Source organism: Acidimicrobiales bacterium, from assembly GCA_033344915.1.
Taxonomy (GTDB): Bacteria; Actinomycetota; Acidimicrobiia; order Acidimicrobiales; family Aldehydirespiratoraceae; genus JAJRXC01.
In genome coordinates this window covers 2018239-2041174 of record JAWPML010000001.1, presented here as the reverse complement: position 1 = coordinate 2041174, position 22936 = coordinate 2018239, and the positions used below count along the sequence as shown (strand labels likewise).

Sequence of the window (22936 nt, the reverse complement as noted above, 5' to 3'; positions counted from 1 at the left end):
GGCGCATGATCGCGCAGCTCCTCGGCCACGGCATCGGCGGCCGGACGGATCTGCCTCTGCCCGTGTGGCAGCTGGCCTGGGCGGCCGGGTTCTCGGTCGCGATCTCGTTCGTCGCGCTCGGCGCCTTCTGGGAACGCCCCCACCTCGCCGCCGCGGCACGGGGACGCGTCCTCTTCTCCGCCCTCGGGCCGCTCTTCCGGATCGTCGAGGTGCTGCTCAAGCTGGTCGGCCTGTTCCTCTTCGGCGTGGTGCTGTCGGCTGCGTGGTGGGGCAACACCAACTTCGCGGTCAACATCTCCGGCGATGCGTTCCTGATCTGGTTCTGGGTCGGACTCCAGTTCGTCTCGGCCGTCTTCGGTGACGTCTGGCGAGCGTTCAACCCCTACGTCACCATCGCCGACACGGCGGCCTGGGTGAAGGCCAGGGTGACGCAGACCGAGATCTCACCCATCGATCGCGGGGCCGGACCGGTGTGGCCGGCCGTCGTCGCGATCTTCTCGTACCTCTGGTACGAGCTCGCCTATCACTCGGCATCGGCGCCCCGCTCGATCGGCGTCTACCTCACGCTCTACAGCGCCGTGATGCTCGCCGGTGCGGCCGTGCACGGCCGGGGCTGGGTGCGGCGCGCCGATGGATTCGCGGTGTTGTTCACCAAGCTCTCGGCGATGGCGATCTTCCATCTGGACGAGGACCGGCGCTTCCGGATCCGGCCCCCGCTCGCCGGCGTCGCCACGATGCCGAACCCGGCCGGCACGGTCGCCTTCATCGTGGTGGTGCTCGGCTCGACGACGTTCGACGGGTTCAGCCGCAGTTCGTTCTGGTTCGACATCAGTGGCGACGCGACCGGCTGGGGCCTCACCCTCATCCAGACGCTCGGCCTCCTTGTCATCATCGTCGCCGTGTGGCTCGTCTACATGCTCGCCGTCAGCATCATGGCGTCGATCACCGGCGATGCGGAGCGGGATCTCGCCTCGGCGTTCGGGCCCTCACTCGTGCCCATCGCCGCGGCGTACGCGGTCGCCCACTACTTCAGCCTTCTCGTGCTCGACGGACAGCGGATGTTCATCCAGATCAGCGACCCGTACGGGCGGGGCTGGGACATCTTCGGGACGAAGGACTACTCGATCGACTGGCTGCTCGTGTCGCCCGACGTCATCGCGTGGGTGCAGACGCTCGCCATCGCGATCGGTCACGTCCTGGCCGTCGCCGCCGCCCACGACCGGGCGATCACCCGCTATCCCCACGATCTGGCGGTGCGATCGCAATACCCGATGCTCGGCGTGATGGTCGTCTACACCGTCGCCGGTCTGTTCCTCTTGTTGGGGGCCTAGCCCGCGAGGCGGTTGGTCAGGAACGCCATGACCTGCTCGAAGGCCTCCTTGGTGGGGTGGCCTTCGGTGTCGCGACGGTCCTCGGTGAGCACGCTGTGGGAACGCTTGCCGATGTCGTGGGTCTCGTCCGGCGAGGTGATCTCGACGCCGATGAAGTTCTCGCCCAGCGCGTCGCGCAGCGTGGCGAACCGCTCGGCGGGCACCAGCGGATCGCCGGTGAAGCGGAGGCCCATGACCGCGCACCCCTCGGCGGCCCGCTCGGCGACGGCGGCGAGCTGCTTCGCGTCGAGGGCGACGCTGGCCTTGCGCTTCTTGCCGATGCCGAACGGCAGCGACGGCTGACTGAGCACCGGGGCGACGACCGCATCGTCGAGGAGCATCGCGAGCCCGAACCCGCCGGTGAAGCACATGCCGACGAAACCGACGCCGGGGCCGCCGTGTTCCTCGTGCATCGTGCGGGCGAGGCCGCGCAACCACTCGGTCGCCGGTGCCTCGTCGCGCGTCGCCATCGCCCGGAACTCGCTGCTCACGCACGACTTCACGATCGACTTCAGGGCGTAGGCGGTGGTCGGCGCCTTGCCCGGCTCGCCGAACATCGACGGCATGGCGACGGAGAGGCCGGCCGCGAGGCACTCCTCGGCGAACCGGATCACTTCGGGCGTGATGCCCGGGATCTCGGCGACGACGAGCACGCACGGCCCGTCGCCCCGGCGGTACACGTCGTGGGTGATCCCGTTGTGGGAGAACGATTCGATCCGGAAGTCCGCAAGAGCCATGGCGAGCATCCTGTCCGGCCCCGCCACTGGATTTTATTGCGGTTCTGTTACGATCACGCCGCTATGCGTGACCGTCGCCCGTCGCCCCGTCCCATCGCGGTTGCCTTCGCGGGCGCCGCGCTCGTGAGCATCCTGTTCGGGTTCGGTCTCGCCGCCGCGCAGGACGAGGGCGACGTCGACGACCTCCGCCAACAGCGCGAGGACATCCGCCGCGACGCCGCCGACGTCGCCGCCGAACTGGATGCCCTCGCCGCGGAGGACCAGGAGCTGCAGGACGCCATCGACGCGCTCGACGCTCACATCGCCCTTCAGGAGGGCCGGGTGGCGTCGGCCGAGGACGCCATCGCCGATGCCGAGGAGCGGGCCGAGCGAGCCGCGGCCGATGCCGCCGCACTCGGCGACGAGATGACGGACATCCGCAGCCGGCTCCAGCGGGCGGTCGTGAACGCGTTCGTGGCCCCCCAGCTCGACACGCTCGAGGAGCTCGACAGCGGCAACCTGCTGGACGCCGAGCTGAAGCGGTCCTACATCGACGAGGTCGTCGGCGACGAGTACGAGCTCCTCGACGATCTCCGGGTCGCCCAGGCCGCGCAGGACGAGGCCGAGCGCCGGGCGCAGGCCGCCGCCGATGAGGCGCAGGCGCACCACGACGAACTGACGGCGCGGCTCGCGGAACTCGACGAGAGTCGGGCCGAGGTCGAAGCGCTGCGCGCCCAGGTCGCCGTTCGCGTCACCGAGTGGCAGGCCGTGGGCGACGAGATCGAGGCGGCTGACGCGGCGGTGGCGCGCCAGATCCAGGAGCTCGAGGCGGAGTTGGCCCGGCAGGCCGCCGAGGAGGAAGCTCGCCGTCTCGCCGAGGAGGAGGCCCAGCGCCTCGCGGACGAAGAGGCGAATGCCGACCCGGACACCCCGGCGGATCCCGGCGATCCCGATGATCCTGGCGAGCCGGACGACCCGGCGCCGCCGGCCGACCTCGGGCCCTTCGCCGTGACCCACCGCCCGGTGCCCGGCGTCATCACCAGCTCGTTCGGCAGCCGGGTCCATCCCATCTTCGGCACGACCCGCAACCACTACGGCATCGACTTCAACGCGTCACGCGGCGATCCCATCTCGGCGGCCGCCTCCGGCGTCGTCCTGTCCGCCGGCTGGATGAGCGGCTACGGCAACACCGTGGTGATCTCGCACGGCGACGGGTTCACGACCCTCTACGCCCATCAGGACGAGCTGCTCGTGTCGTCGGGTGACACCATCAGCGGCGGCGACGTGCTCGGTCGGGTCGGCAGCACGGGTTGGTCGACGGGCCCCCACCTGCACTGGGAGATCCGTATCGACGGCGTCGCCGTCAACCCGGCGCCCTATCTCTCCTGACCGCTCTCCCGACCTGACACCGGCGAAGTCGCGCCACTAGGATTTGCCACTGGGAGTGGGCGAATCATGCACAGAGAGTGGCAGGACTCGGCAGAGTGGCCGGAAACGAGCGAGTTGGACCCGCTGCGGGTCGCGACCTCGTGGTCGACGCAGCGGCTCCTCGGCGCGGCGCTGGTGATGACCGGTGCGCTGTTCGTGCTCGGCCTCGGCGTCGCGACGCTCGTGCCGCCGCCGACGCAGGCGGCCGAACCGCCGCCTCCGCTACCCGACGCAGGTTCCGAGGTCGCCGGCGAGATCGAGCGTCCGCCGGCGAGCGACGAATCGACGACCGACATCGGCGACGCCGTGTCCGTCGAACGCAACGGTGTACTCACGCCGGCCTCGGTGGAGCACCTCACGGTCGTGCAGGTCTCTGTCTCCGTGTGCGACAGCCGCGGCGTGGGGTCGGGGGTCGTCGTCGCCGACGGGCTCATCCTGACCGCGGCCCATGTCGTGGGCGACGCCGCGCTCGTGCGCATCGACCACGCGGGAACCGTCGTCACCGGTGAGGTCCTCGGCGTCCTCGGCGACGGGCGCGACGTGGCGCTCGTGCAGGTCGACGCGCCGATGGCCGCACCGCTCGAGTTCGCAGGCGCGCCGGAGCCGGGCGATGCGGTGACGCTGGTCGGCCATCCCGACGGCGGCCCGCGGACGGTCCTGGTCGGCGCAGCCGTCCCCGTCGACGTCACGACGGCGGTACAGGCCGGTGCCGGCGAGATCATCGGCGTCGACGTGGCGATCCGGGCCGGCATCTCCGGCGGAGTGGCGATCGCCGACTCCGGGGACGTGGTCGGTCTCGTCGTGGCCAAGGAGGCACGGAGCGAGACGGCGCTCGTCGTCGCCCTGCCGGACCTCGCGGACATCGCAGCCGCCGCGCTCGTGCCGGGGGAGTGCCCGGCCACCGCGTGAGCATCGCCCGATAACGTCGGCAGCGTGTCGGAACTCCACGTGCAGGTGATCGCGACCGGCGCGGACCCGGAGCCGCTCGGCCGGGTCACCGCCGACTGCGTGATCTGTGCCGATGGCGGTCTCGATGTGGCGCTGGCGGCCGGAGTGGACGTCGACCTGGTGGTGGGCGATCTGGACTCGGCCGGCGCGGCCGCCCTCGAAGCGGTCGCGGGTCGCGCCGAGGTCCTCCGCGTCTCGTCGGACAAGGACGAGACCGACCTGGAGCTCGCCCTCGCCGAAGCGCGCGCCCGCGGCGCGTCGCGCATCACCGTGCACCTCGCCGCCGGCGGTCGGCTCGACCATCAACTCGCGAACCTCGCCGTGATCGCGTCGTCCCGCTGGCACGACGCCGAGATCGGCGCCTTCGTCGGTCGCAACCGGGTCTTCGTCGTCCACCCGGGGTCCGGCGCGGTCGCGCTGCCGCTGGACCGGGGCGCCGCCGTCGCCCTGCAACCGATGGGCGGGGCGGCCCGCGTGACCACCAGCGGCGTGCGCTGGTCGTTGACGGACGAACGGCTCGATTCCCTGTCGGCGCGCGGCATCTCCAACGAGGTGACGACGGACTCGCCGACCGTTCAGGTGGAGGAGGGCGTCGTGCTCGTGATCTCGTCCGCCCAGGCGACATAGCGACCGCGGGTCCGCTCGAGCGTGAGCGGCAGGTCGAAGCAGGTCGACAGCAGCTCCGACGTGAGCACCTCGTCGAGCGGGCCCTGGGCGAGCGTCCGGCCCTCCCGCACGAGCAGGGCATGGGTGAACCCGGCCGGGATCTCCTCGACGTGGTGGGTCACGAGCGCCATCGGTGGAGTCGCCGGGTCGCCGGCGAGTTCGGTCAGCATGCGCACGAACTGTTCGCGTCCGGCGAGATCGAGCGCGGCGGTGGGCTCGTCGAGGAGCACGAGACCCGGCTCGGTCGAGAGGGCCCGGGCGACGAGTACCCGCTGGCGTTCGCCGGACGAGCAGGCGCCGAAGCGGCGCTCCTCGAGGTGGCCGATGCCGACGCGAGCGAGGGCGGCCCGGGCGGACTCGTGGTCCTGCTCGTCGTAGGTGTGCCACCACGGTTCGAGCGCGGCGTTGCGGGCGGTCATGACCACGTCCCGCACGGTCAGGTCGCCCCGCAGCAGATCCGACATCGACGCGGACGCGAAGCCGACGCGGCGGCGCAGGGTGCGAACGTCGGTGCGCCCGAGGCGCTCGCCCAGCACCCGGACCTCGCCCTGGGACGGATGGAGCCACATGGACGCGATGCGGACCAGCGTGGTCTTCCCGCAGCCGTTGGGGCCCAGCACGACCCAGTGCTGGCCCGGGTCGATCCGCCAGTCGATGCCGCGCAGGATCTCGACGCCGTCGGTGGTGCGGTGCACGCCCTCGAGGTGGAGGACCGGCTCGGGAGCGGGGTGGGCCATCGGCTCAGATCGTACGGACGATCAGGATCACGGCGGCAATCCCGGCGAGCCCGAGCACCAGCGGACGGACCCGGCCGGCGTCCACATGGCTGCGCAGCGGCCCGGAGGCGACGAAGCCGAGCAGGGCGCCCGGCACGAGCGCGGCGCCGACCGCGATCTCGGCCCACCCGAGTCGGCCGGCCGCGGCGATCGCCGGCAGGGTGATGAGGCTGCCGATCGCGAAGTAGGCGCCCATGGTGGCGCGCAGTTCGGGCCCGCTGCGGCGTTGCAGTGTGAGGGCGACCGGTGGCCCGCCGATCGCGGCGGTGGTGGCACCGAAGCCCGACACGACGCCGGCACCGAAGTAGGTCGGCCGGTTCTCGCGGATGTGGATGATGCCGGTGGACAGCACGACGGCGACGAGGATCGTGACCCCGACGAGGAGTTGCAGGGCCCGGTCGTCGGCCGCGGCCAGGACGAACGCGCCGACGATCGCGCCCGGGATGCGGCCGCCGGTGGCGATGGTGACCACTTCGCGGTCGACGCCCTCGCGTTCGCGCAGGGCGGTGGCGAACGTGAGGATTCCGGTGGCCACGAAGATCGGCCCCGGCACGAGGTCGGGGTCGAGCAGGGCGAACACCGGCGTCGCGAGCATGTTGGCGCCGAACCCGACGGAGGCCTGCACGGTGGAGGCGATGGCCATGACCAGCACGGCCAGCACCACGACCTCCGCGTCGACGTTCACTCGGCGCCGCCGTGGGCGATCCAGGTCGCGAACATGGCCGCGTAGCGACCCTCGTGGGAGACGAGCTCGTCGTGCGACCCGAGCTCGACGATCTCGCCGTCGTGCACGACGGCGATGCGATCAGCCCGCCGGGCGGTGGCGAGGCGGTGGGCGATGATCACCGCGGTGCGGCCTTCCAGCACGACGTCGAGGGCCCGTTCGACCTGGGACTCGCTCTGGAGATCGAGGTTCGACGTCGCCTCGTCGAGGATCAGCACCCGGGGCCGGGCCACGAAGGCGCGGGCGAGCGCGAGGAGCTGACGCTCGCCGGCGGAGAGTGATGCGCCGCGCTCGTGCACGACCGCGTCGAGGCCGCCGAGCCGGGCGACGAGATCGTCGATGCCCACCGCGGTGAGCGCAGCCTGGAGTTCCTCGTCGGTGGCATCGGGTCGGGCGAACGCGACGTTGTCGCGCACGACGCCGGCGAACAGGAACGGTTCCTGCGGGACGACGCCGAGCTGGGACCGCAGGCTCGTGAGTGTCACGTCGCGCAGGTCGTGCCCGTCGATCGTGACCGTGCCGGAATCGGGGTCGTGGAATCGGGTGAGCAGGCGGGCGACGGTGGACTTGCCCGCACCGGTCTCGCCGACGAACGCGACCGTTTCCCCGGGCGCGATCCGCAGATCGATGTTGCGCAACACCGGCCGGCCGGGGGTGTAGCTGAAGGTGACGTCGCGCAGTTCGATCTCGCCCTGGATCGGCGGGAGCTCGGCGGCGTCCGGCTTCTCCACGACCGACGGCTCGGTGCCGAGGAGCTCGCGCAGCTTGACGATCGCGGCGCCGCCCTGCTGGTACGAGTTGTAGAGCTGGACGAGGGTCTGGATCGGGGCGAAGAAGGATGTGAGGAACAACAGGAAGGCCGCCATCTCGCCGACCGAGATCCGCCCGTCGCTCACCATGACCGCCCCGACGCCGAGCAGCACGGCCTGGGTGCAGATGCCGATGAACTCGGTGGCCGGGGCGAAGGTGGAGTTGGCTTTCGCCGCGGCGATGCCGGCGTCGCGATGGTCACCGACGACGTCGCGGTGGCGGGCGATGTTGACGGCGCGCCGGTTGTGGGCCGTGATCACGCGGATACCGGCGAGCGACTCCTGCAGATCCGACAGCAGCGCGGCGATGCGGTCGCGCACCCGGAGGTAGCGACGGGCCGAAACCCCGCGGAACCAGAACGACGTCGCGAGTGTGGGCGGGATCGCGACCGCGAGGGTGATGATCGCGAGGAGCGGGTCGTAGACGAACAGGGCCGTGGTGATCACCAGCAGCGTGAAGACCTGCACGAGCAGGTTGACGATGCCCTCCTGGAAGAGCACCGCGAGCGCTTCGATGTCCGACGTCATGCGGGTGAGGAGGACGCCGGCCTTCTCCTCCGTGTGGAAGTCGACGCCCTGGCGCTGCATGTGGCTGAAGACCCGGATGCGCAGGTTCTCGTTGAGCCGTTCGCCGAGGCGACCCGTGTAGCTGACCCGGGCGTAGCCGAGGAATGCCGAGAGGATCACCGCGCCGACATAGACGACGGCTGCGACCACGAGCACGTTCTTGTTGCGGGCGTTGATCCCGTCGTCGATGCCGATCTGGGTCAGCACCGGTCCGACGAGCAGGGCGATCGTCTCGACGAGGACGAGCACGATGGCGCCGCCGAGCCGCCAACGATGCGGCCAGAGGAACCCGCGCAGGGTGAACGGCCGGCGGTCCCATTCGTCGTGGGTCCACGGCACCTCGGCGACATGGTGCTCGGGCTCGTGCTCGAGAACGGCCTCGACCTTTTTGCGCAGGTTCCCCGGCACGTCGGCGTGGGGCAGGCCCGCGGCCGCGTTGGCCTGCATCGAGGTGGGGCCACTGCCCGGGGAGAACCCGCCGCCGACCGCGAACATCAGGCGTCGCCTCCGTCGTCGGTGGTGTCGGCGAGGATCGCGGCATAGCGCGGGTCGGTCGCCAGGAGCTCGTGGTGGCCGCCGGAGGCGACCACCCGACCGTCGTCGATGAGGAGGACCCGGTCGGCGAGCGCGATCGTCGAGAGGCGGTGGGCGATCAGGATCGTCGTGCGATCGACTCCGCGTCGTTCGATCGCATCGTGGATCCGTTCCTCGACCGCGACGTCGATCGCGCTCGTCGCGTCATCGAGGATCAGGATCTTCGGGTCCGCCAGCAGCGCCCGGGCGAGGGCGAGTCGTTGCCGTTGACCGCCGGAGAGGGTGAGGCCACGCTCGCCGATCTCGGTGTCGATGCCGTCAGGGAGGTCCTCGACGAAGTCGCCGGCCGCGGCGTCGTCGATCGCGGCGCGGACGATGTGTTCCTCGGCGTCGGGGCGGGCGAACGCGACATTGTCGAACACGCTCGTCGCGAAGAGGAACGGGTCGTCGGTCACCACGTTGACGGCGTTGCGCAGGTCGGCGACGGACAGCGTGCGCACGTCGTGGCCGTCGACCGACACGATGCCGTCGTCGACGTCGTAGAAGCGGGGGAGGAGGCGGGCGATGGTGGACTTGCCCGAGCCCGTGGACCCGACGATGGCGACGGTCTCGCCCGGCTCGATCGAGAAGCTGAGCGATCGGAGCACCTCGGTACCGTCCGACACGGGGTACGCGAACGACACGTTCTCGAAACGGATGGCGCCGATCGGGTCCGGGAGGCGGACGGGGTCCGGTGGATCGACGATCGCGGGCGGTTCGTCGAGGATCTCGAAGACGCGCACCGAGGCGGCCGACGCCCGCTGCCACTGGAGCAGCATGAAGCCGACCATCCGGAACGGGGTCGCGAGGAGGACCACGTAGGCGCTGAACGCGACGAGGGAACCGATCTCGAGGTTGCCGTCGATCGCCTCGAGCCCGCCGTAGAGCAGGACGAGCGCCAGTCCGAGCCGGGGGAAGGCCTCCATCGCCGGGGCGTAGCGCGCCCGGGTGTCCGCCACCGAGGTGGCCGCCCATCGCAGTCGGCGGGCGGCGGCGGCGAGCAGTTGAACCTGACGCTTCTCCTGGGCGAAGGCCTTGACGACCCGCGTGCCCTGGATGTTCTCGTCCACGATCGTCGCGACGTCCGCCTGGCGGGCCTGGACGATCCACGACAGCGGGAAGATCCGGTTGCGGAGCACGATGCCGATGACGAACACGAACGGCAACGGCGCCAGCGCGACGGCGGTGAGACCGAGGTTGATCGAGACCATGACCACGAGGGCGAAGCCCAACAGGACGACCTGCATCGCGATGAGCGGCCCGAACGAGAACAACAGCTGGATCGACCGGATGTCGGTGTTGGCCCGGCTGATCACCTGCCCACTCTGGATGCGATCCCAGTAGCCGAACGACAGCTCCGTGAGCCGGTTGTAGATCAGGTTCCGCAGGTCCGCCTCGATGCGGTGCGCCGCCCGGAACAGGCTGAAGCGGTACCCGAAGCCAAACCCGAAGCGGCAGGCGGCGAGGACGAACAGGGCGACGACGAACGGCGTGACATCGTCCTTGTCCCGAACCGCGTCGATGCCCATGCCCACGGTGAGCGGGACGAAGACGGTCGCGGCCGTCGAGAGCAGGCCGCAGGTCACGCCGAACAAGAAGAGCGGCTTCTGCGACCAGACGACCGGAGCCAGCCGTCGGAGCCACGTCCTCGACGGATCGGGGTCGATCCGCCTGCGTGGAGGGTCGAATCGGCTGTGAGTCGAAGGGCGCACCCGACCGTCCGGGGAGACGGGGGTGGTGGCGAGCGACGACATTCGCTCCAACCTACGGGTACATTTTCCGATGACGCAGATCGACTGAGGAGTTCCGATCGACATCGCCCTACGGCTCCTGGCCGCCGTCGCCCTGGTCGCGGCCAACGCAGCCTTCGTCGCCGCCGAGTTCGCGCTGGTGGCCGTCGATCGAACCCGTGTCGACGAACGCGCCGCACAGGGCAGCAGCGCCGCCCGTCGTGTGCAGGGGCTGCTCGACCGCATCTCGTACCACCTGTCGGGCGCCCAGCTCGGCATCACCGTCACGTCCCTGCTCCTCGGGTTCCTGGCCGAACCGGCCGTCGCGGCGGCGATCGAACCGGGGCTGGAGAGCGTTTTCGGCGACGTGCCCCGCGGGGTCTCGATCGCCCTCGCGCTGCTGATCGCCACGGTCGTGCAGATGGTGTTCGGCGAGCTGGTGCCGAAGTCCCTCGCCACCAGTCGGCCCCTCGAATCGTCGTTCGCCCTCTCCCGTCCGACCGCGGTCTACGGCATCCTCGCCGGGCCGGTGATCGTGGTGCTCGACGGCATGGCGGCTCGCCTGACGCGTCGGCTGGGGGTCGAGCCCGCCGAGGAGCTCGAGGCGATCCCGAACCTCGAAGAGCTCGAACACATGATCCGCAGCTCGGGCGAGGAAGGGATGCTCGATCCGGCGGAGGTCGACCTCCTCACCCGATCCATCCGGCTCGCCGACAAGTCGGCGGACGACGCGATGGTGCCGCGCGTGCGGGTCGTGGCGGTCGACGACGAGGCGACGGTCGACGATCTGGTCGAGCTCGCGGTGTCCAGCGGCCACTCCCGGTTCCCCGTGATGGCCGACGGTCTGGACGATCTCGTCGGCGTCGTGCACGTGAAGTCGGTCCACGGCGTGCCGGTGAGCGAGCGGTCCACGACCCACGTCATCGACCTGATGGCGCCGGTGCTCGCCGTACCGGAGGCCCGCGACCTCGACGAACTCCTGGTCGACCTGCGCGAGGGCGGGCAACAGTTGGCCGTGGTGGTCGACGAGCACGGCGGCACGGCGGGCATCATCACGCTCGAAGACGTGCTCGAGGAGTTGGTCGGCGAGATCGACGACGAGCACGACATCATCTCGACGTCGCTCACGCGGGTCGAGGCGAAGGGCTCCACCGTCATCCCGGCTTCCCTGCATCCCGACGAGGTCCGTGACCTGACGGGGTTCGACATGCCGCCGGGTGAGTACGAGACGCTCGCCGGCCTGGTGCTGGATCAGCTCGGCGAGATCCCGACCCCGGGCGACATGTGCACGGTCGACGGGTGGCGGCTCGAAGTGGTGGCCATGGAGCGGCTGCGCATCGCCTCGGTCCGCGTCGTGGCGCCGCCGGAGACGCCGCCGCCGGAGACACCGTCGGAGACACCATCATGACCACCGGCTTCCTCATCGCCGCGGTGCTCCTCCTGGTCGCCAACGGGTTCTTCGTCGCGATCGAGTTCGCCCTGCTCGCCTCGCGGGTCTCGCGACTCGAGCCGATGACGCTGTCGGGCGACGACCCGCGAGCGGAGGCCGCCCTCGACGCGGTTCGCGACCTCCAGCCGCAGCTCGCCGGTGCCCAGTTGGGCATCACCATGGCGTCGCTCGGACTCGGTTATGTCGCGGAACCGGCGATCGCGACCCTCCTCGAATCCGCGATCGAGTCCTTCGTGCACCTGTCGAGCAGCGTCCTGCACACCATCTCGTTCCTGATCGCGTTGAGCATCGTGGTGGTGCTCCACATGGTCGTCGGGGAGATGGTGCCGAAGAACCTGGCCATCGCGAATCCGGAAAAGGTGGCGCGGGTCCTGGCGCCGCTGCACGGTGCCTATGTCGCGCTGTTCAAGCCGGTGGTCTGGTTCCTCAACCTCATCTCGAACGGCATCGTCCGCCTGTTCGGCTACGAGCCGGTCGACGAACTCAACACCGCGCTCACCGTCAACGAGTTCCACACACTGCTCGCCGGCGCGCTCGAACAGGGGAAGATCGAGCAGCTCGAACGCGAGCTCCTCTCCGGCGCGCTCGACTTCCGGGCCCGCACCGCAGGGTCGATCATGGTGCCGCGGGCGGAGATGCACTCCGTGCCCCGTCCGACGCCCGTGGCCGAGATCGAGCGACGGGTGGCCGAGACGGGCCACAGCCGCATCCCGATCGAGGGCGGCGGGCCGGACGACATCATCGGGTTCGTCCACTCCAAGGACCTGCTGCGGCTCGGTCCCGACGCCCGTGACGATCAGGTGCCGCTGGAGATGATGCGGCGCATGCTCATCGTCGGACCCGACACCTCGGTGCGTGACCTCATGCGGGCCATGCGGCGCGTCCGCCGCCATGTCGCCTTGGTCCAGACAACGGAGGGTCGCCTGCTCGGGCTCGTCACGCTCGAGGACGCGCTCGAAGCGCTGGTGGGCGACATCCGCGACGAGACCGACGCCGAGGTCTGATCCGGCCCTTTTCGGCGCCACTCGACCCTCAGCGCAGGATCTCGCGTACGCCCGGCAGGGGAGTGGTGAGCAGCGAGCGGGCCCGGCTCGTGTCGAGCGGGCAGTTCCGCGGCCGGGATCCGTCCGCCGGGCCGGGCGCTCCGACCACAGCCGCCGCGTCGACCCCCACGAGCGGGGCGAGACGGCGGGCGAACTCGTGGCGGTCAACGATGTCGGCGCCGGCGACGTGGAGCGGCCCCGCGATGTCGCGGCGCTCGGCGAGTTCGAGGCACGCGTGGGCGAGTGACGTGACCGCGAGCGGGCAGCGGTACTCGTCGTCGAAGAACCGCATCGACGGGTCGGTGACCATCGCGGCCTGGTGACCGGGGTCGTCTGTATCGCCGTAGAGGAGGCTGGTGCGCACGATCACCGCGCCGGGATCCGCGTCGGCGACCGCGGCCTCGGCGTCGGCCTTCGCCCGGCCGTAGTCATGGGGTGGCGAGACCGGGTCGTCCTCGCGGTAGGGGCGGTCGGTCGTGCCGTCGAAGACCACGTCGGTCGACACGTGGACGAACCGCGCCCCGACCCGGGCACAGGCCGCCGCGAGCGCGCCGGGGGCCCGGGCGGTGATGGCGTCGAGGTCGGGGCCGGAGGCGACGTAGGCCGCGTTGACCACGGTGTCCGGGCGCAGCTCGTCGACCAGCGCGGCGCCGTCCGTGCCGCCGTCGCGCAGGTCGATGTGGTGCCACGTGGACACGCCGGCGACGGGCGGCGACGAGCAATGGGTCGCGGCGGCGGAGGGCGGCGCGATGCGGCAGAGTGCCCGCCCGAGCAGGCCGGTGCCGCCGACGATCAGGAGGGCGGGACGGCCGCGGTCAGGCGCCGATGCTGTGATAGCCGCCGTCCACGTGGATGATCGAACCGGTCGTTCCCCGGAACCAGTCGGACAGCAGCGCGACCGTGCTCTCGGCGACGGCGGTGGAGTCGTTGACGTCCCACCCGAGCGGCGCCTTCTCGTCCCACACCTCCTCGAAGGCGGCGAAGCCGGGGATCGACTTCGCGGCGATCGTGCGGATCGGCCCGGCGGCCACGAGGTTGCAGCGGATGCCCTGCGGACCCAGCGCCCGCGCGAGATACCGGTTGGTCGATTCCAACGCGGCCTTGGCCACGCCCATCCAGTTGTAGGCCGGCCAGGCGACGGTGGCGTCGAAGGTGAGCCCGACGATGGAACCGCCCTTCGTCATGAGCGGCGCGGTGGCCTCGGCCACCACCTTCAGCGAGTAGGCCGAGATCTCGAGGGCGACCTTCACGTCGTCCCAGGTGCCGCCCATGAAGTCGTCACCCAGGATCGCCTCGGGCGCGAAGCCGATGGAGTGCAGCGCCCCGTCGACCCGTCCCCAGGTGTTCGAGAGCGTGTCGCGCAGCGCCTCGACCTGGGCCGGCTCGGTGACGTCGAGCTCGTGGACCTCGCAGGGCTGAGGCAGCTTGCGGGCGGTGCGCTCGGTGAGCCGCAGGCCCCGGCCGGCCCCGGTGAGCGCGATCTCGGCGCCCTGTTCCTGGGCGATCCGGGCGACGCCGAACGCGAGACTGGCGTCGGTCAGCACGCCGGTGATCAGGATCTTCTTGCCGTCCAGCAGCCCCACGCGGGTTCCTCCGGGTGTCGTCCCTGGTCGTCGGCCGAGTCGCCGTCGACAGAGACGCACCGTAGCCTCGTTCACCATGCACATCGGTCTCCTCGGCGCCACCGGTCCAGCGGGCATGGCTCTGGCCGCCCGACTCGCTTCCGTCGGCCACGAGATCACCATCGGCTCGCGCTCCAAGTACCGGGCTTTGGAGGTGCGCGACACCATCATCGACAAGTGGCCGGACCGGACGTTGGCGATCGACAGCTCCGACAACCAGGGTGCCGCGAACGGCGAGCTCGTCGTGATCGCCACCCCGTGGAACGCGGCGACCGAGACGGCTCACTCCGTGCGGACGAGGCTCCGCGGCAAGGTCGTCGTCTGCATGAGCAACGCGCTGTCGAAGGTGGGTCGCGAGTTTCAGCCGCTCGTGCCGCCCCGCGGGTCCGTGTCCGGCAGCGTCCAGGCCGAACTGCCGGACAGCTATGTGGCCGCGGCGTTCCACCATGTGCCCGCCAAGGAACTCGCCCAGCTGGACGAGCCGGTCGTGTCCGACATCCTGATCTGCTCGGATCACCAGAAGGCGACCGTGACCGTCAGCGACCTGGTCGGCGAGATCCCGGGGATGCGACCGCTCGATGCCGGCGAGCTCTCGAACGCCACCGCCATCGAGGCGTTCACCGCCGTTCTGCTCCAGCTGAACGTGCGCTACAAGACCCGGGTCGCGCTGAAGCTGATCGGCATCGACGACGACGTCGACTGACCCGCTCGGTCCGATGATGCAGCTCTACGACACGCATCTCGGCCGGATCGTCCCGTTCGAACCGGGCCCGATCGTCACGATGTACGTGTGTGGCATCACCCCCTACGACGCCACCCATCTCGGGCACGCCGCCACTTATGTCACCTACGACGTCTTGCAGCGCCGTCTGCGGGACCTCGGCCACGAGACCCGCTGCGTCCGCAACATCACCGACGTCGACGACGACATCCTCGCGGCGGCCGCCCGGCGCGGGGTCCACTATCTCGACCTCGCCTTCGGCGAGACGGCCCGCTTCGACGAGGACATGGCCGCGCTGAACACCATCGAACCGTGGTCGGCCCCGCGGGCCACGGGCGCGATCCCCGACATCCGGGGGGTGATCGAGTCGATCCTCGACCGCGGCCTCGGCTACGTCGTGGGCGGCACCGTCTACTTCGACACCGTGGCGGCCGAGGACTTCGGTTCGCTCGGTGGGCTCGGACGCGATCGGATGCAGCAGCTGGCCGTCGAGTGGCGGGAGAACCCGAGCGACCCGAACAAGCGGGATCCGCTCGACTTCATCATGTGGCGACCCTCGGACGAGGGCGAACCGGCCTGGGAGTCGCGATGGGGTCCCGGCCGGCCCGGCTGGCACGTCGAGTGTTCGGCTCTCGCGCTGCGCGAGCTCGGTCCCACGATCGACCTGCACGGCGGCGGCGTCGACCTCCTCTACCCGCACCACGAGTGTGTGCGGGCCCAGAGCGAGGCGGCGACGGGGGAGCCGTTCGTGCGGCACTGGATGCACCAGTCGATGGTGCACCTCGACGGCCGGAAGATGTCGAAGTCGACCGGCAATCTCGTGTTCGTGCACGACCTGCGTGATCGCTTCGACCCGATGGCGATCCGGTTGGCGCTCGGTGCGCATCACTACCGGCGTCCCTGGCAGTGGAGCGATCAACTGATCGACGATGCGGTGGCGCGACTGGACCGCTGGCGTGCGGCCGGACCCGGGTCCGGAGCGCTCGAGGAGGTGCGGGCCCACCTCGACGACGACCTCGACGTACCGGCCGCGCTCGCGGTGGTGGACGACGCCGCGAATGCCGGTGAAGGGGTCGGCGATGCCGCCGCCCTTCTCGGCGTGGATCTGTCATGATGGGCGCCTGATGTCGGACCACCGAGCGATGCAGCGAGCCGTCCTCACCGTCTGTCGTCCGCTCTTCGCCTCACTCTGGAGGATCCGTACCTCGGGTCTGGAGCACATCCCGGCCACCGGCCCGGCGATTTTCACGCCGAACCACACGTCGGTGATCGACTCCTTCTTCCTGCCGGCGGTCCTTCCCCGACCGATCTGCTTCGTGGGCAAGGCGGAGTATCTGGACGACTGGAAGACCCGGCGGCTCTTCCCGGCGCTCGGCATGATCCCGATCGATCGCAGCGGCGGCGACGCGTCCACCCGCGCCCTCGACACCGCGGCCGGTCTGCTCGAGGCCGGCGAGTTCTTCGGCATCTATCCGGAGGGGACGCGGTCGCGAACGGGCTATCTCCACAAGGGTCACACCGGTGCCGCACGGCTCTCCCTGCGCACGGGCGCGCCGATCGTGCCGGTCGGCATCCTCGGCAGCCGCGCCATCCAACCGCCGGACGTGCCGATGCCCCGTCCGTTCCGCCCCGTCGAGATCCGCTTCGGCAAGCCGATTTACCCGGCCTCGAGCGAGTCGGTGTCCGACACCCGCATGCGCCTGCGGCAGATCACCGACGAGGTGATGTTCGAGATCCGCGCCCTCACCGGCCAGGACTATGTGAACGAGTACGCGACCAAGGGCACCCAGACCGCCACCGAGACACTCCAGGTCACCGTGGATCCGGAGATGCCCGAGCGACGCTCGTCGGCCGACGTGCTGCGCGCCGCCGCCGTCTGAATTCCCACGGGCCCGGCCGGACAGCCCGGTAACCTTCGCGGCGTATGTCCGACGTCATCTCCATCAACCTTCCCGATGGGTCAGCTCGCGAACTCCCGGCCGGTGCCACCGCCGCCGACCTCGCAGCCGACATCGGGCCCGGCCTCGCCCGAGACGCGCTCATCGCGGTCGTCGACGGCACGGAGCACGATCTCGATGTCGTGCTCACGGACGGCGCGGTGGTGGAGATCGTCACGCCGGCATCGGACAGCGGGCTGCACACCCTGCGCCACTCGACCGCGCACGTGATGGCGCAGGCGATCGTCGACCTCCATCCCGGCACCCAACTCGCGATCGGCCCGCCGATCGAGCACGGCTTCTACTACGACGTCGAGTTGCCGGACGGCCAGACCCTGTCCGAGGACGATCTCGAACGCATCGAGTCCCGCATGCGCGAGATCGTCGAAGCCGATCAGCCCTTCGTCCGTCACGAACTCAGCCTCGACGAGGCCGTCGGGTTCTTCGCCGAGGAGCCCTTCAAGGCCGAGATCATCGAACGGGTCCGCGACGGCGCCGTCACCGGTGAGGACGCGGGCGAGGTCAGCGGCGACTCGATCAGCTACTACGCCAACGGCGACATCACCGCCCCCGGCACCTTCCGAGACATGTGCACCGGGCCCCACGTGCCGAGCACCGCACGGCTCGCCCATTTCAAGCTCCAGTCCGTCGCCGGCGCCTACTGGCGTGGCGACGTCTCGCGTCCGATGCTCCAGCGGATCTACGGCACCGCGTGGGACTCCAAGAAGGCGCTGAAGACCCACCTCCAGATGCTGGCCGAGGCCGAGAAGCGCGATCACCGCCGCCTCGCCCAGGAGCTCGATCTCGTCAGCTGGCCCGAGGAGCTCGGTCCGGGCCTCGCGGTGTGGCACCCCAAGGGTGCGCTCATCCGCAAGATCATGGAGGACTACAGCCGCGACCGTCACGAGCACGGCGGCTACGAGTTCGTCGTGTCGCCCCACATCGCGAAGTCGGTGCTCTGGGAGACCTCGGGCCACCTCGACTTCTACGCCGACGGCATGTATCCGCCCATGGAGATGGACGGTGCGACGTACTACCCGAAGCCGATGAACTGCCCGTTCCACGTGATGATCTACCGCTCGCGACAGCGCAGCTATCGGGAGCTGCCGCTGCGGATGTTCGAACTCGGCGCGGTCTACCGCTACGAGCTCTCGGGTGCGGTTCACGGCCTGCTGCGCAGTCGCGGGTTCACCCAGGACGACAGCCACATCTTCACCACCCGCGAAGGCTTCGCCGAGGAGGTCGACTCGACCCTCCAGTTCGTGCTCAGCGTGCTGCGGGCGTTCGGTTTCGACGAGTTCCAGATGAAGCTCTCGACCCGCCCGGTGGAGAAGTCGGTGGGCGACGACGAGATCTGGGAGCTCGCGACCGACGGACTGCGGGCGGCACTCGAGCAGGGAGACCACGACTATGTGGTCGACGAGGGCGGCGGCGCGTTCTACGGGCCGAAGATCGACGTCGACGTGAAGGACGCGATCGGCCGTTCCTGGCAGCTGTCGACCATCCAACTCGACTTCAACCTGCCGGAGCGGTTCGACCTCGAGTACGTGGCGTCGGACGGCACCCGCAAGCGGCCGGTCATGATCCATCGCGCGCTGATGGGGTCGATCGAGCGCTTCTTCGGCGTGCTCATCGAGCACTACGCCGGCGCGTTCCCGGCGTGGCTCGCGCCGACCCAGGTCCGCATCCTGCCGGTGGCCGAGGTGCACGACGACCACGCCGACGCCGTGGCGTCGCGTCTGCGCGCCGCCGGTTTCCGGGTCGACGTCGTCGGTGCCGTCGAGCCGCTCGGCAAGCGGGTGCGCAACGGGAAGGTCGAGAAGATCCCCTACGTCCTGGTCGTCGGCGACGACGACGTGGCGGCCGACACCGTCGGTGTCAACAAGCGGGGCGAGGACAAGCCGGAGCGCGACGTCACCGTGGATGACTTCATCGCCCGCCTCGCCACCGAGGTGGACAAGAAGGTCTGAGGCGACGGATGGTCGAACACCTCTGGTCCGGCTGGCGCATGGCCTACATCGAAGGCGAGCCCGGTTCGGAGGTGCGCAACGTGGCCGTTCCGGAGGGGTCGACGCTCTTCGAGGCGATCCTCGCCAGCCCGCAGCCCGACGAGGAGACCTTCATCGTCTGGCGGGGGGAGCACTGCTTCGCGCTGCTCAACGCGTATCCCTACACCTCCGGTCACGTCATGGTGCTCCCGAACCGGGGTGTGCCGATGCTCGCCGACCTCACCGACGACGAGCACGCCGAGCTCTGGCAGGGCGTGCGGCTCGCGAGCGAGGCGATCACCGCCGCGTACGAGCCGATGGGGTTGAACATCGGGGCGAACCTCGGGAAGGGGGCCGGCGCCGGCTTCCCCGACCACCTCCACGTCCACGTGCTTCCCCGCTGGGAGGGCGACACGAACTTCATGACCGCGGTCGCCAACACCCGGGTGCTGCCGGAGGCGCTGATCGATTCCTGGCGGCGTATCCGCGACGCCTGGCCCGTACCCTGAGCGACGTGTCCGACGACATGATCTCCGACGAGCCGGTCCGCGCCGAGGACGTCCGCGACGAACTCCCCGCGGACCTCGACACGACGGCGATCGCGACGCCGTACCTGTTCCCGAACAACAGCCGCCGCCGCATCCCCGGGGTGCTCTACATCCTGATCGGGATCGGCTGTGTCGTGGTCGTCGCGATGGCCGGCGAGGGTGCCGTGCTCGTCAACGGTGGGGTGACCGTCGCCGGCATCGCCCTGATCGTCATCGGCCTCTACCACCTGCAGGGCGGATGGGATCTCTCCTTCGACGAGGAGCAGGCGCTCGGCGCGGCGACCCGTCAGGTCGGCTTCCCGGTCGGCCATGCGTCGGCCCAACTCGGCTGGCGCGGGTTCCGCAGCCGGCCGACGTGGCGCATCCTGCTCTACTCCAACGAGCCGTCTCCCGAGCACCGGGGTCTCGTGCTCGTCGACGGCATCGACGGTGAGATCATCGACCACTTCACCGAGCACAACCCCGAGGACTGGTCCGCATACCAGACCGGCCCGGCTTCGTCGGCCGAGAGCGACGTCGAGGGCTGAACCGACCCCGCGGGGCACGCTGCTACCCTTGGGCCGTCCCCCCAGGAGTTCTCATGTTCGACGGAAATTGGCGCACGACGGTCGACAAGGGCCTCACGCCCATTGGTCACAGCCTGCGCCGCACCGGCATCACAGCCGACGTCATCACGGTCATCGGCATCCTCATGGCCTCGATCGCAGCCATCACGATCGGTGCCGGCTACACCCGGCTCGGGTTCCTGTTTCTCCTGCTCACGGGTATCCCCGACGCCCTCGACGGCGCGGTGGCCCGGGCCTCCGGCACCGGTTCGCAGCGCGGCGCCTACTTCGACTCGGTCTCGGATCGCCTGACCGACGGCCTGCTCTTCGGCGGTGTCGCCTGGCATCTGGCGAGCACGGAGCCGGGCCGCATCATGATGCTGCCCGTCGCGATCATGGGCCTCGCGATGTTCATCTCGTACCAGCGGGCGAAGGCCGAGTCGCTCGGCTACGACGCCAAGGGCGGGATCATGGAACGGGCCGAGCGCATCATCGTGCTCGCCCTCGCCCTGCTGTTCTCCGAGCTGCTGATCCCGATCCTGTGGGTGATGTTCGTTCTCACCGCGATCACCGCGATCCAGCGGTTCGTGAAGGTCTGGAAGCAAGCCTCCGTGGATCGACCGCTTCCGGTTCGCCAGCAGCGCCGCCAGCCCCGGGCCCGTCAACGTGCGACCACGGAGTCGCAGTGGCGTCAGCGCATGCGTGAGCGTCGCTCCCTGCGCGACGGCTGATCCGTGCCGTCCGCCTCCGCCTACAAGGCGGGGTCGCTTCTGGCCCGTCGACTCCCGGCCTCCGTCGGCACCACCGCGGCCCGCCTGATCGGCGCCGGAGCGGCGGCGTCGCCCGAACGGCGACGGGTGGTCGCTCGCAATCTCGAACGGGTCTACGGCCGCAAGCTCAGCGCGGTGGAGAAGCGGCGCAAGGTCGCCGAGGTGTTCGAGTGGTACGCCCGCTACTACCACGAGAGCTTCCGCCTCCCCGATCACTCGGCGGAGAAGATCGACCGGGAGTTCGGCTACGAGGGGTTCGGCCAGGTCGAGGAGGCCTGCGCCAACGGGCAGGGCCCGATCCTCGCCCTTCCCCATCTCGGCACCTGGGAGTGGGCGGCGTTCTGGCTCGCCCTCGTGCCGAAGTACAAGGTGACGGCGATCGTGGAGCCGCTGGAGCCGCCGGAACTGTTCGAGTGGTTCGTCAGCTATCGCGAGTCGCTCGGCATGAACATCGTGCCCCTCGGTCCGGAGGCCGGAAAGGCCAGCGTCGGAGCGCTCAACCGGGGCGAGGTCCTCTGCCTGCTGGCGGACCGCGATCTCCAGGGCAACGGCATCCCCGTGGACTTCTTCGGCGAGCGCACCACGCTGCCCGCCGGCCCGGCCACACTGGCCCTGCGCACCGGGTCGCCCCTGTTGCCGACGGCGGTCTACTGGAAGGACGGCAGCCGGTGGGGTCACGTCCTGCCGGCGCTCGACACCGAACGACGGGGCAAGCTGCGCGAGGACATCGCCCGCGTCACCCAGGACCTGGCGACGGCGTTCGAGTCGCTCATCTCGGCCGCGCCCGAGCAGTGGCACATGCTCCAGCCGAACTGGCCCAGCGACTACGCCGCGATCGGTGAGCCGTTGCCGCCCCACTTCGAGGGGCTGGCATGAGGGTCGGCATGGTGTGTCCCTACAGCCTGACCCTGCCGGGCGGGGTCCAGAACCAGGTGCTCGCCCTCGCCCGGGCCCTGCGGCGCAAGGGCCACGACGTCCGGGTGCTCGCGCCGTGTGACGGCCCGCCACCCGACGCCGGCGTCACGCCCCTCGGTCTCAGCCTCCCGGCGTCGAGCAACGGCTCGGTCGCCCCCGTCGCGCCGGACCCGTCCGCCCAGCTCCGCACCATCCGGGCGATGCGCGACGAGGCGTTCGACGTGATCCATCTCCACGAACCGCTCGCGCCGGGGCCGACCACCACGACCCTGCTGACGAAACCCGCCCCGCTGCTCGGCACGTTCCACATGGCGGGCAAGTCCCTGAGCTACGAACTCATGCCGAACGTCGTGCGCTACCTCGCCGCCCGTCTCGACGACAAGGTGGCGGTGTCCGAGGACGCCCGCACGATGGCACGCACCTATCTCGGTGGCGACTATGACCTGACCTTCAACGCCGTCGAGGTCCGCCGCTACGACGAGAGCGACGCCCACCCGACCGACGGGCCGACCGTGTTCTTCGTCGGTCGTCACGAGGAGCGCAAGGGGCTGCGGGTGCTGCTCGAGGCCGCGGCGCTGTTGCCGCCCGACGTTCGGATCTGGATCGCCGGCGAGGGTCCGGAGACCGAGGCGCTGCGGGCCGCGTACGCCGGCGATCCGCGTCTGGTGTGGCTCGGCGCGATCAGCGAATCCGAGAAGATCTCGCGCATCAAGGGCGCCGATGTCTTCTGCGCACCGTCGTTGCACGGCGAATCGTTTGGCATCGTGCTCCTCGAGGGCATGGCGGCGCGGACGCCGGTGGTCGCGAGTGACATCCCCGGCTACGCGAACGCGGCCCGGCAGGGCAGCGATGCGCTGCTCTTCCCCGCCGGCGACGCCGCCGCGCTCGCCCGCAGTCTGCGGGAGGTGATGCGAGACGAGCGCCGTCGTGATGCGCTGGTGACCTCGGGTCGCGAACGGGCCGAGGAGTTCTCCATGGCGGCGCTGGCGGACCTCTACCTCGTCCGCTACGAGCGGATCCTGCACACCGTCGCCCGCCGCCGCTGATCAGCGCGGCCGAACGGCGCGTTCGCAGGGCTACGATGCCATCC

The 22936-nt window shown here is 70.3% G+C and carries 22 protein-coding genes; 15 read left to right on the top strand and 7 right to left on the bottom strand.

All coding sequences use genetic code 11. From position 1 onward, the window contains the following. Positions 1 to 5: 5 nt before the first annotated feature. Complete coding sequence (locus tag R8F63_09920; protein MDW3218916.1) at positions 6 to 1331, top strand: hypothetical protein; 1326 nt, start codon at positions 6 to 8, stop codon at positions 1329 to 1331. On the opposite strand, the gene R8F63_09915 is transcribed toward R8F63_09920, so the two are convergent. Next, positions 1328 to 2107 carry a dienelactone hydrolase family protein gene (locus R8F63_09915; GenBank protein MDW3218915.1) on the bottom strand — a complete coding sequence of 260 codons (780 nt, stop codon included), beginning with the start codon at positions 2105 to 2107 and terminating at the stop codon, positions 1328 to 1330. The genes R8F63_09920 and R8F63_09915 overlap by 4 nt on opposite strands. Positions 2108 to 2170: 63 nt before the next feature. On the opposite strand from R8F63_09915, the gene R8F63_09910 reads away from it, so the two are divergent. From R8F63_09910 to R8F63_09900, 3 genes are all read left to right on the top strand, one after another. Continuing rightward, the gene (locus R8F63_09910) at positions 2171 to 3475 is read left to right on the top strand and encodes a M23 family metallopeptidase (GenBank protein MDW3218914.1); all 1305 of its coding nucleotides are present in this window, start codon (positions 2171 to 2173) and stop codon (positions 3473 to 3475) included. Positions 3476 to 3541: 66 nt separating this feature from the next. Then, entirely contained in the window at positions 3542 to 4423 is an 882-nt protein-coding gene (locus R8F63_09905; protein MDW3218913.1) for a serine protease, read from the top strand. Positions 4424 to 4447: 24 nt separating this feature from the next. Beyond that, positions 4448 to 5089, top strand: coding sequence for a thiamine diphosphokinase (locus R8F63_09900; GenBank protein ID MDW3218912.1), 642 nt, complete (start codon positions 4448 to 4450; stop codon positions 5087 to 5089). Here R8F63_09900 and R8F63_09895 read toward each other — a convergent pair. The 4 genes from R8F63_09895 to R8F63_09880 are packed head-to-tail and all read right to left on the bottom strand — an operon-like array spanning position 5038 to position 10163. Then, positions 5038 to 5865, bottom strand: a complete 828-nt coding sequence (locus R8F63_09895; GenBank protein MDW3218911.1) for an ATP-binding cassette domain-containing protein — start codon at positions 5863 to 5865, stop codon at positions 5038 to 5040. The genes R8F63_09900 and R8F63_09895 overlap by 52 nt on opposite strands. Positions 5866 to 5869: 4 nt before the next feature. After that, the gene (locus R8F63_09890) at positions 5870 to 6589 is read right to left on the bottom strand and encodes a sulfite exporter TauE/SafE family protein (GenBank protein MDW3218910.1); all 720 of its coding nucleotides are present in this window, start codon (positions 6587 to 6589) and stop codon (positions 5870 to 5872) included. Next, positions 6586 to 8499 (bottom strand): ABC transporter ATP-binding protein, encoded by a 1914-nt coding sequence (locus R8F63_09885; GenBank protein MDW3218909.1) that lies wholly within the window; start codon positions 8497 to 8499, stop codon positions 6586 to 6588. Before R8F63_09885 ends, R8F63_09890 begins: the two co-directional genes overlap by 4 nt. Next, positions 8499 to 10163, bottom strand: a complete 1665-nt coding sequence (locus R8F63_09880; protein MDW3218908.1) for an ABC transporter ATP-binding protein — start codon at positions 10161 to 10163, stop codon at positions 8499 to 8501. Before R8F63_09880 ends, R8F63_09885 begins: the two co-directional genes overlap by 1 nt. Before the next feature lie 223 nt (positions 10164 to 10386). On the opposite strand from R8F63_09880, the gene R8F63_09875 reads away from it, so the two are divergent. Continuing rightward, a complete protein-coding gene (locus R8F63_09875) occupies positions 10387 to 11715 on the top strand; it encodes a hemolysin family protein (GenBank protein MDW3218907.1) in 1329 nt (442 codons plus the stop codon). Further along, positions 11712 to 12761 carry a hemolysin family protein gene (locus R8F63_09870; GenBank protein MDW3218906.1) on the top strand — a complete coding sequence of 350 codons (1050 nt, stop codon included), beginning with the start codon at positions 11712 to 11714 and terminating at the stop codon, positions 12759 to 12761. Before R8F63_09875 ends, R8F63_09870 begins: the two co-directional genes overlap by 4 nt. Positions 12762 to 12789: 28 nt before the next feature. Here the strand turns inward: R8F63_09870 and R8F63_09865 are convergent, their stop codons facing one another. Both R8F63_09865 and fabI read right to left on the bottom strand, forming a co-directional pair. Next, on the bottom strand, positions 12790 to 13593 hold the full coding sequence (locus R8F63_09865) for a sugar nucleotide-binding protein (GenBank protein ID MDW3218905.1): 804 nt from the start codon (positions 13591 to 13593) through the stop codon (positions 12790 to 12792). 22 nt (positions 13594 to 13615) lie between these two features. Continuing rightward, the gene (gene fabI / locus R8F63_09860) at positions 13616 to 14383 is read right to left on the bottom strand and encodes an enoyl-ACP reductase FabI (GenBank protein MDW3218904.1); all 768 of its coding nucleotides are present in this window, start codon (positions 14381 to 14383) and stop codon (positions 13616 to 13618) included. A 76-nt stretch (positions 14384 to 14459) separates the two neighbouring features. Between fabI and npdG the strand changes: the two genes are divergently transcribed. The 9 genes from npdG to R8F63_09815 are packed head-to-tail and all read left to right on the top strand — an operon-like array spanning position 14460 to position 22892. Then, positions 14460 to 15125, top strand: a complete 666-nt coding sequence (gene npdG, locus R8F63_09855; GenBank protein ID MDW3218903.1) for an NADPH-dependent F420 reductase — start codon at positions 14460 to 14462, stop codon at positions 15123 to 15125. A gap of 13 nt (positions 15126 to 15138) precedes the next feature. Beyond that, positions 15139 to 16257: a cysteine--tRNA ligase gene (locus R8F63_09850; GenBank protein MDW3218902.1), complete on the top strand. Its 1119-nt coding sequence runs from the start codon at positions 15139 to 15141 to the stop codon at positions 16255 to 16257. Positions 16258 to 16267: 10 nt separating this feature from the next. Beyond that, on the top strand, positions 16268 to 17023 hold the full coding sequence (locus tag R8F63_09845; GenBank protein ID MDW3218901.1) for a lysophospholipid acyltransferase family protein: 756 nt from the start codon (positions 16268 to 16270) through the stop codon (positions 17021 to 17023). A 44-nt stretch (positions 17024 to 17067) separates the two neighbouring features. Beyond that, positions 17068 to 19050, top strand: coding sequence for a threonine--tRNA ligase (thrS, locus tag R8F63_09840; GenBank protein MDW3218900.1), 1983 nt, complete (start codon positions 17068 to 17070; stop codon positions 19048 to 19050). 8 nt (positions 19051 to 19058) lie between these two features. After that, the gene (locus R8F63_09835; protein ID MDW3218899.1) at positions 19059 to 19577 is read left to right on the top strand and encodes an HIT domain-containing protein; all 519 of its coding nucleotides are present in this window, start codon (positions 19059 to 19061) and stop codon (positions 19575 to 19577) included. 5 nt (positions 19578 to 19582) lie between these two features. Further along, on the top strand, positions 19583 to 20143 hold the full coding sequence (locus R8F63_09830) for a hypothetical protein (GenBank protein MDW3218898.1): 561 nt from the start codon (positions 19583 to 19585) through the stop codon (positions 20141 to 20143). Positions 20144 to 20196: 53 nt separating this feature from the next. Then, positions 20197 to 20892, top strand: a complete 696-nt coding sequence (locus tag R8F63_09825; protein ID MDW3218897.1) for a CDP-alcohol phosphatidyltransferase family protein — start codon at positions 20197 to 20199, stop codon at positions 20890 to 20892. Between the two features lie 3 nt (positions 20893 to 20895). After that, the gene (locus R8F63_09820) at positions 20896 to 21807 is read left to right on the top strand and encodes a phosphatidylinositol mannoside acyltransferase (protein MDW3218896.1); all 912 of its coding nucleotides are present in this window, start codon (positions 20896 to 20898) and stop codon (positions 21805 to 21807) included. After that, complete coding sequence (locus tag R8F63_09815) at positions 21804 to 22892, top strand: glycosyltransferase family 4 protein (GenBank protein ID MDW3218895.1); 1089 nt, start codon at positions 21804 to 21806, stop codon at positions 22890 to 22892. The genes R8F63_09820 and R8F63_09815 overlap by 4 nt, the downstream gene beginning before the upstream one ends. Positions 22893 to 22936: the final 44 nt, after the last annotated feature.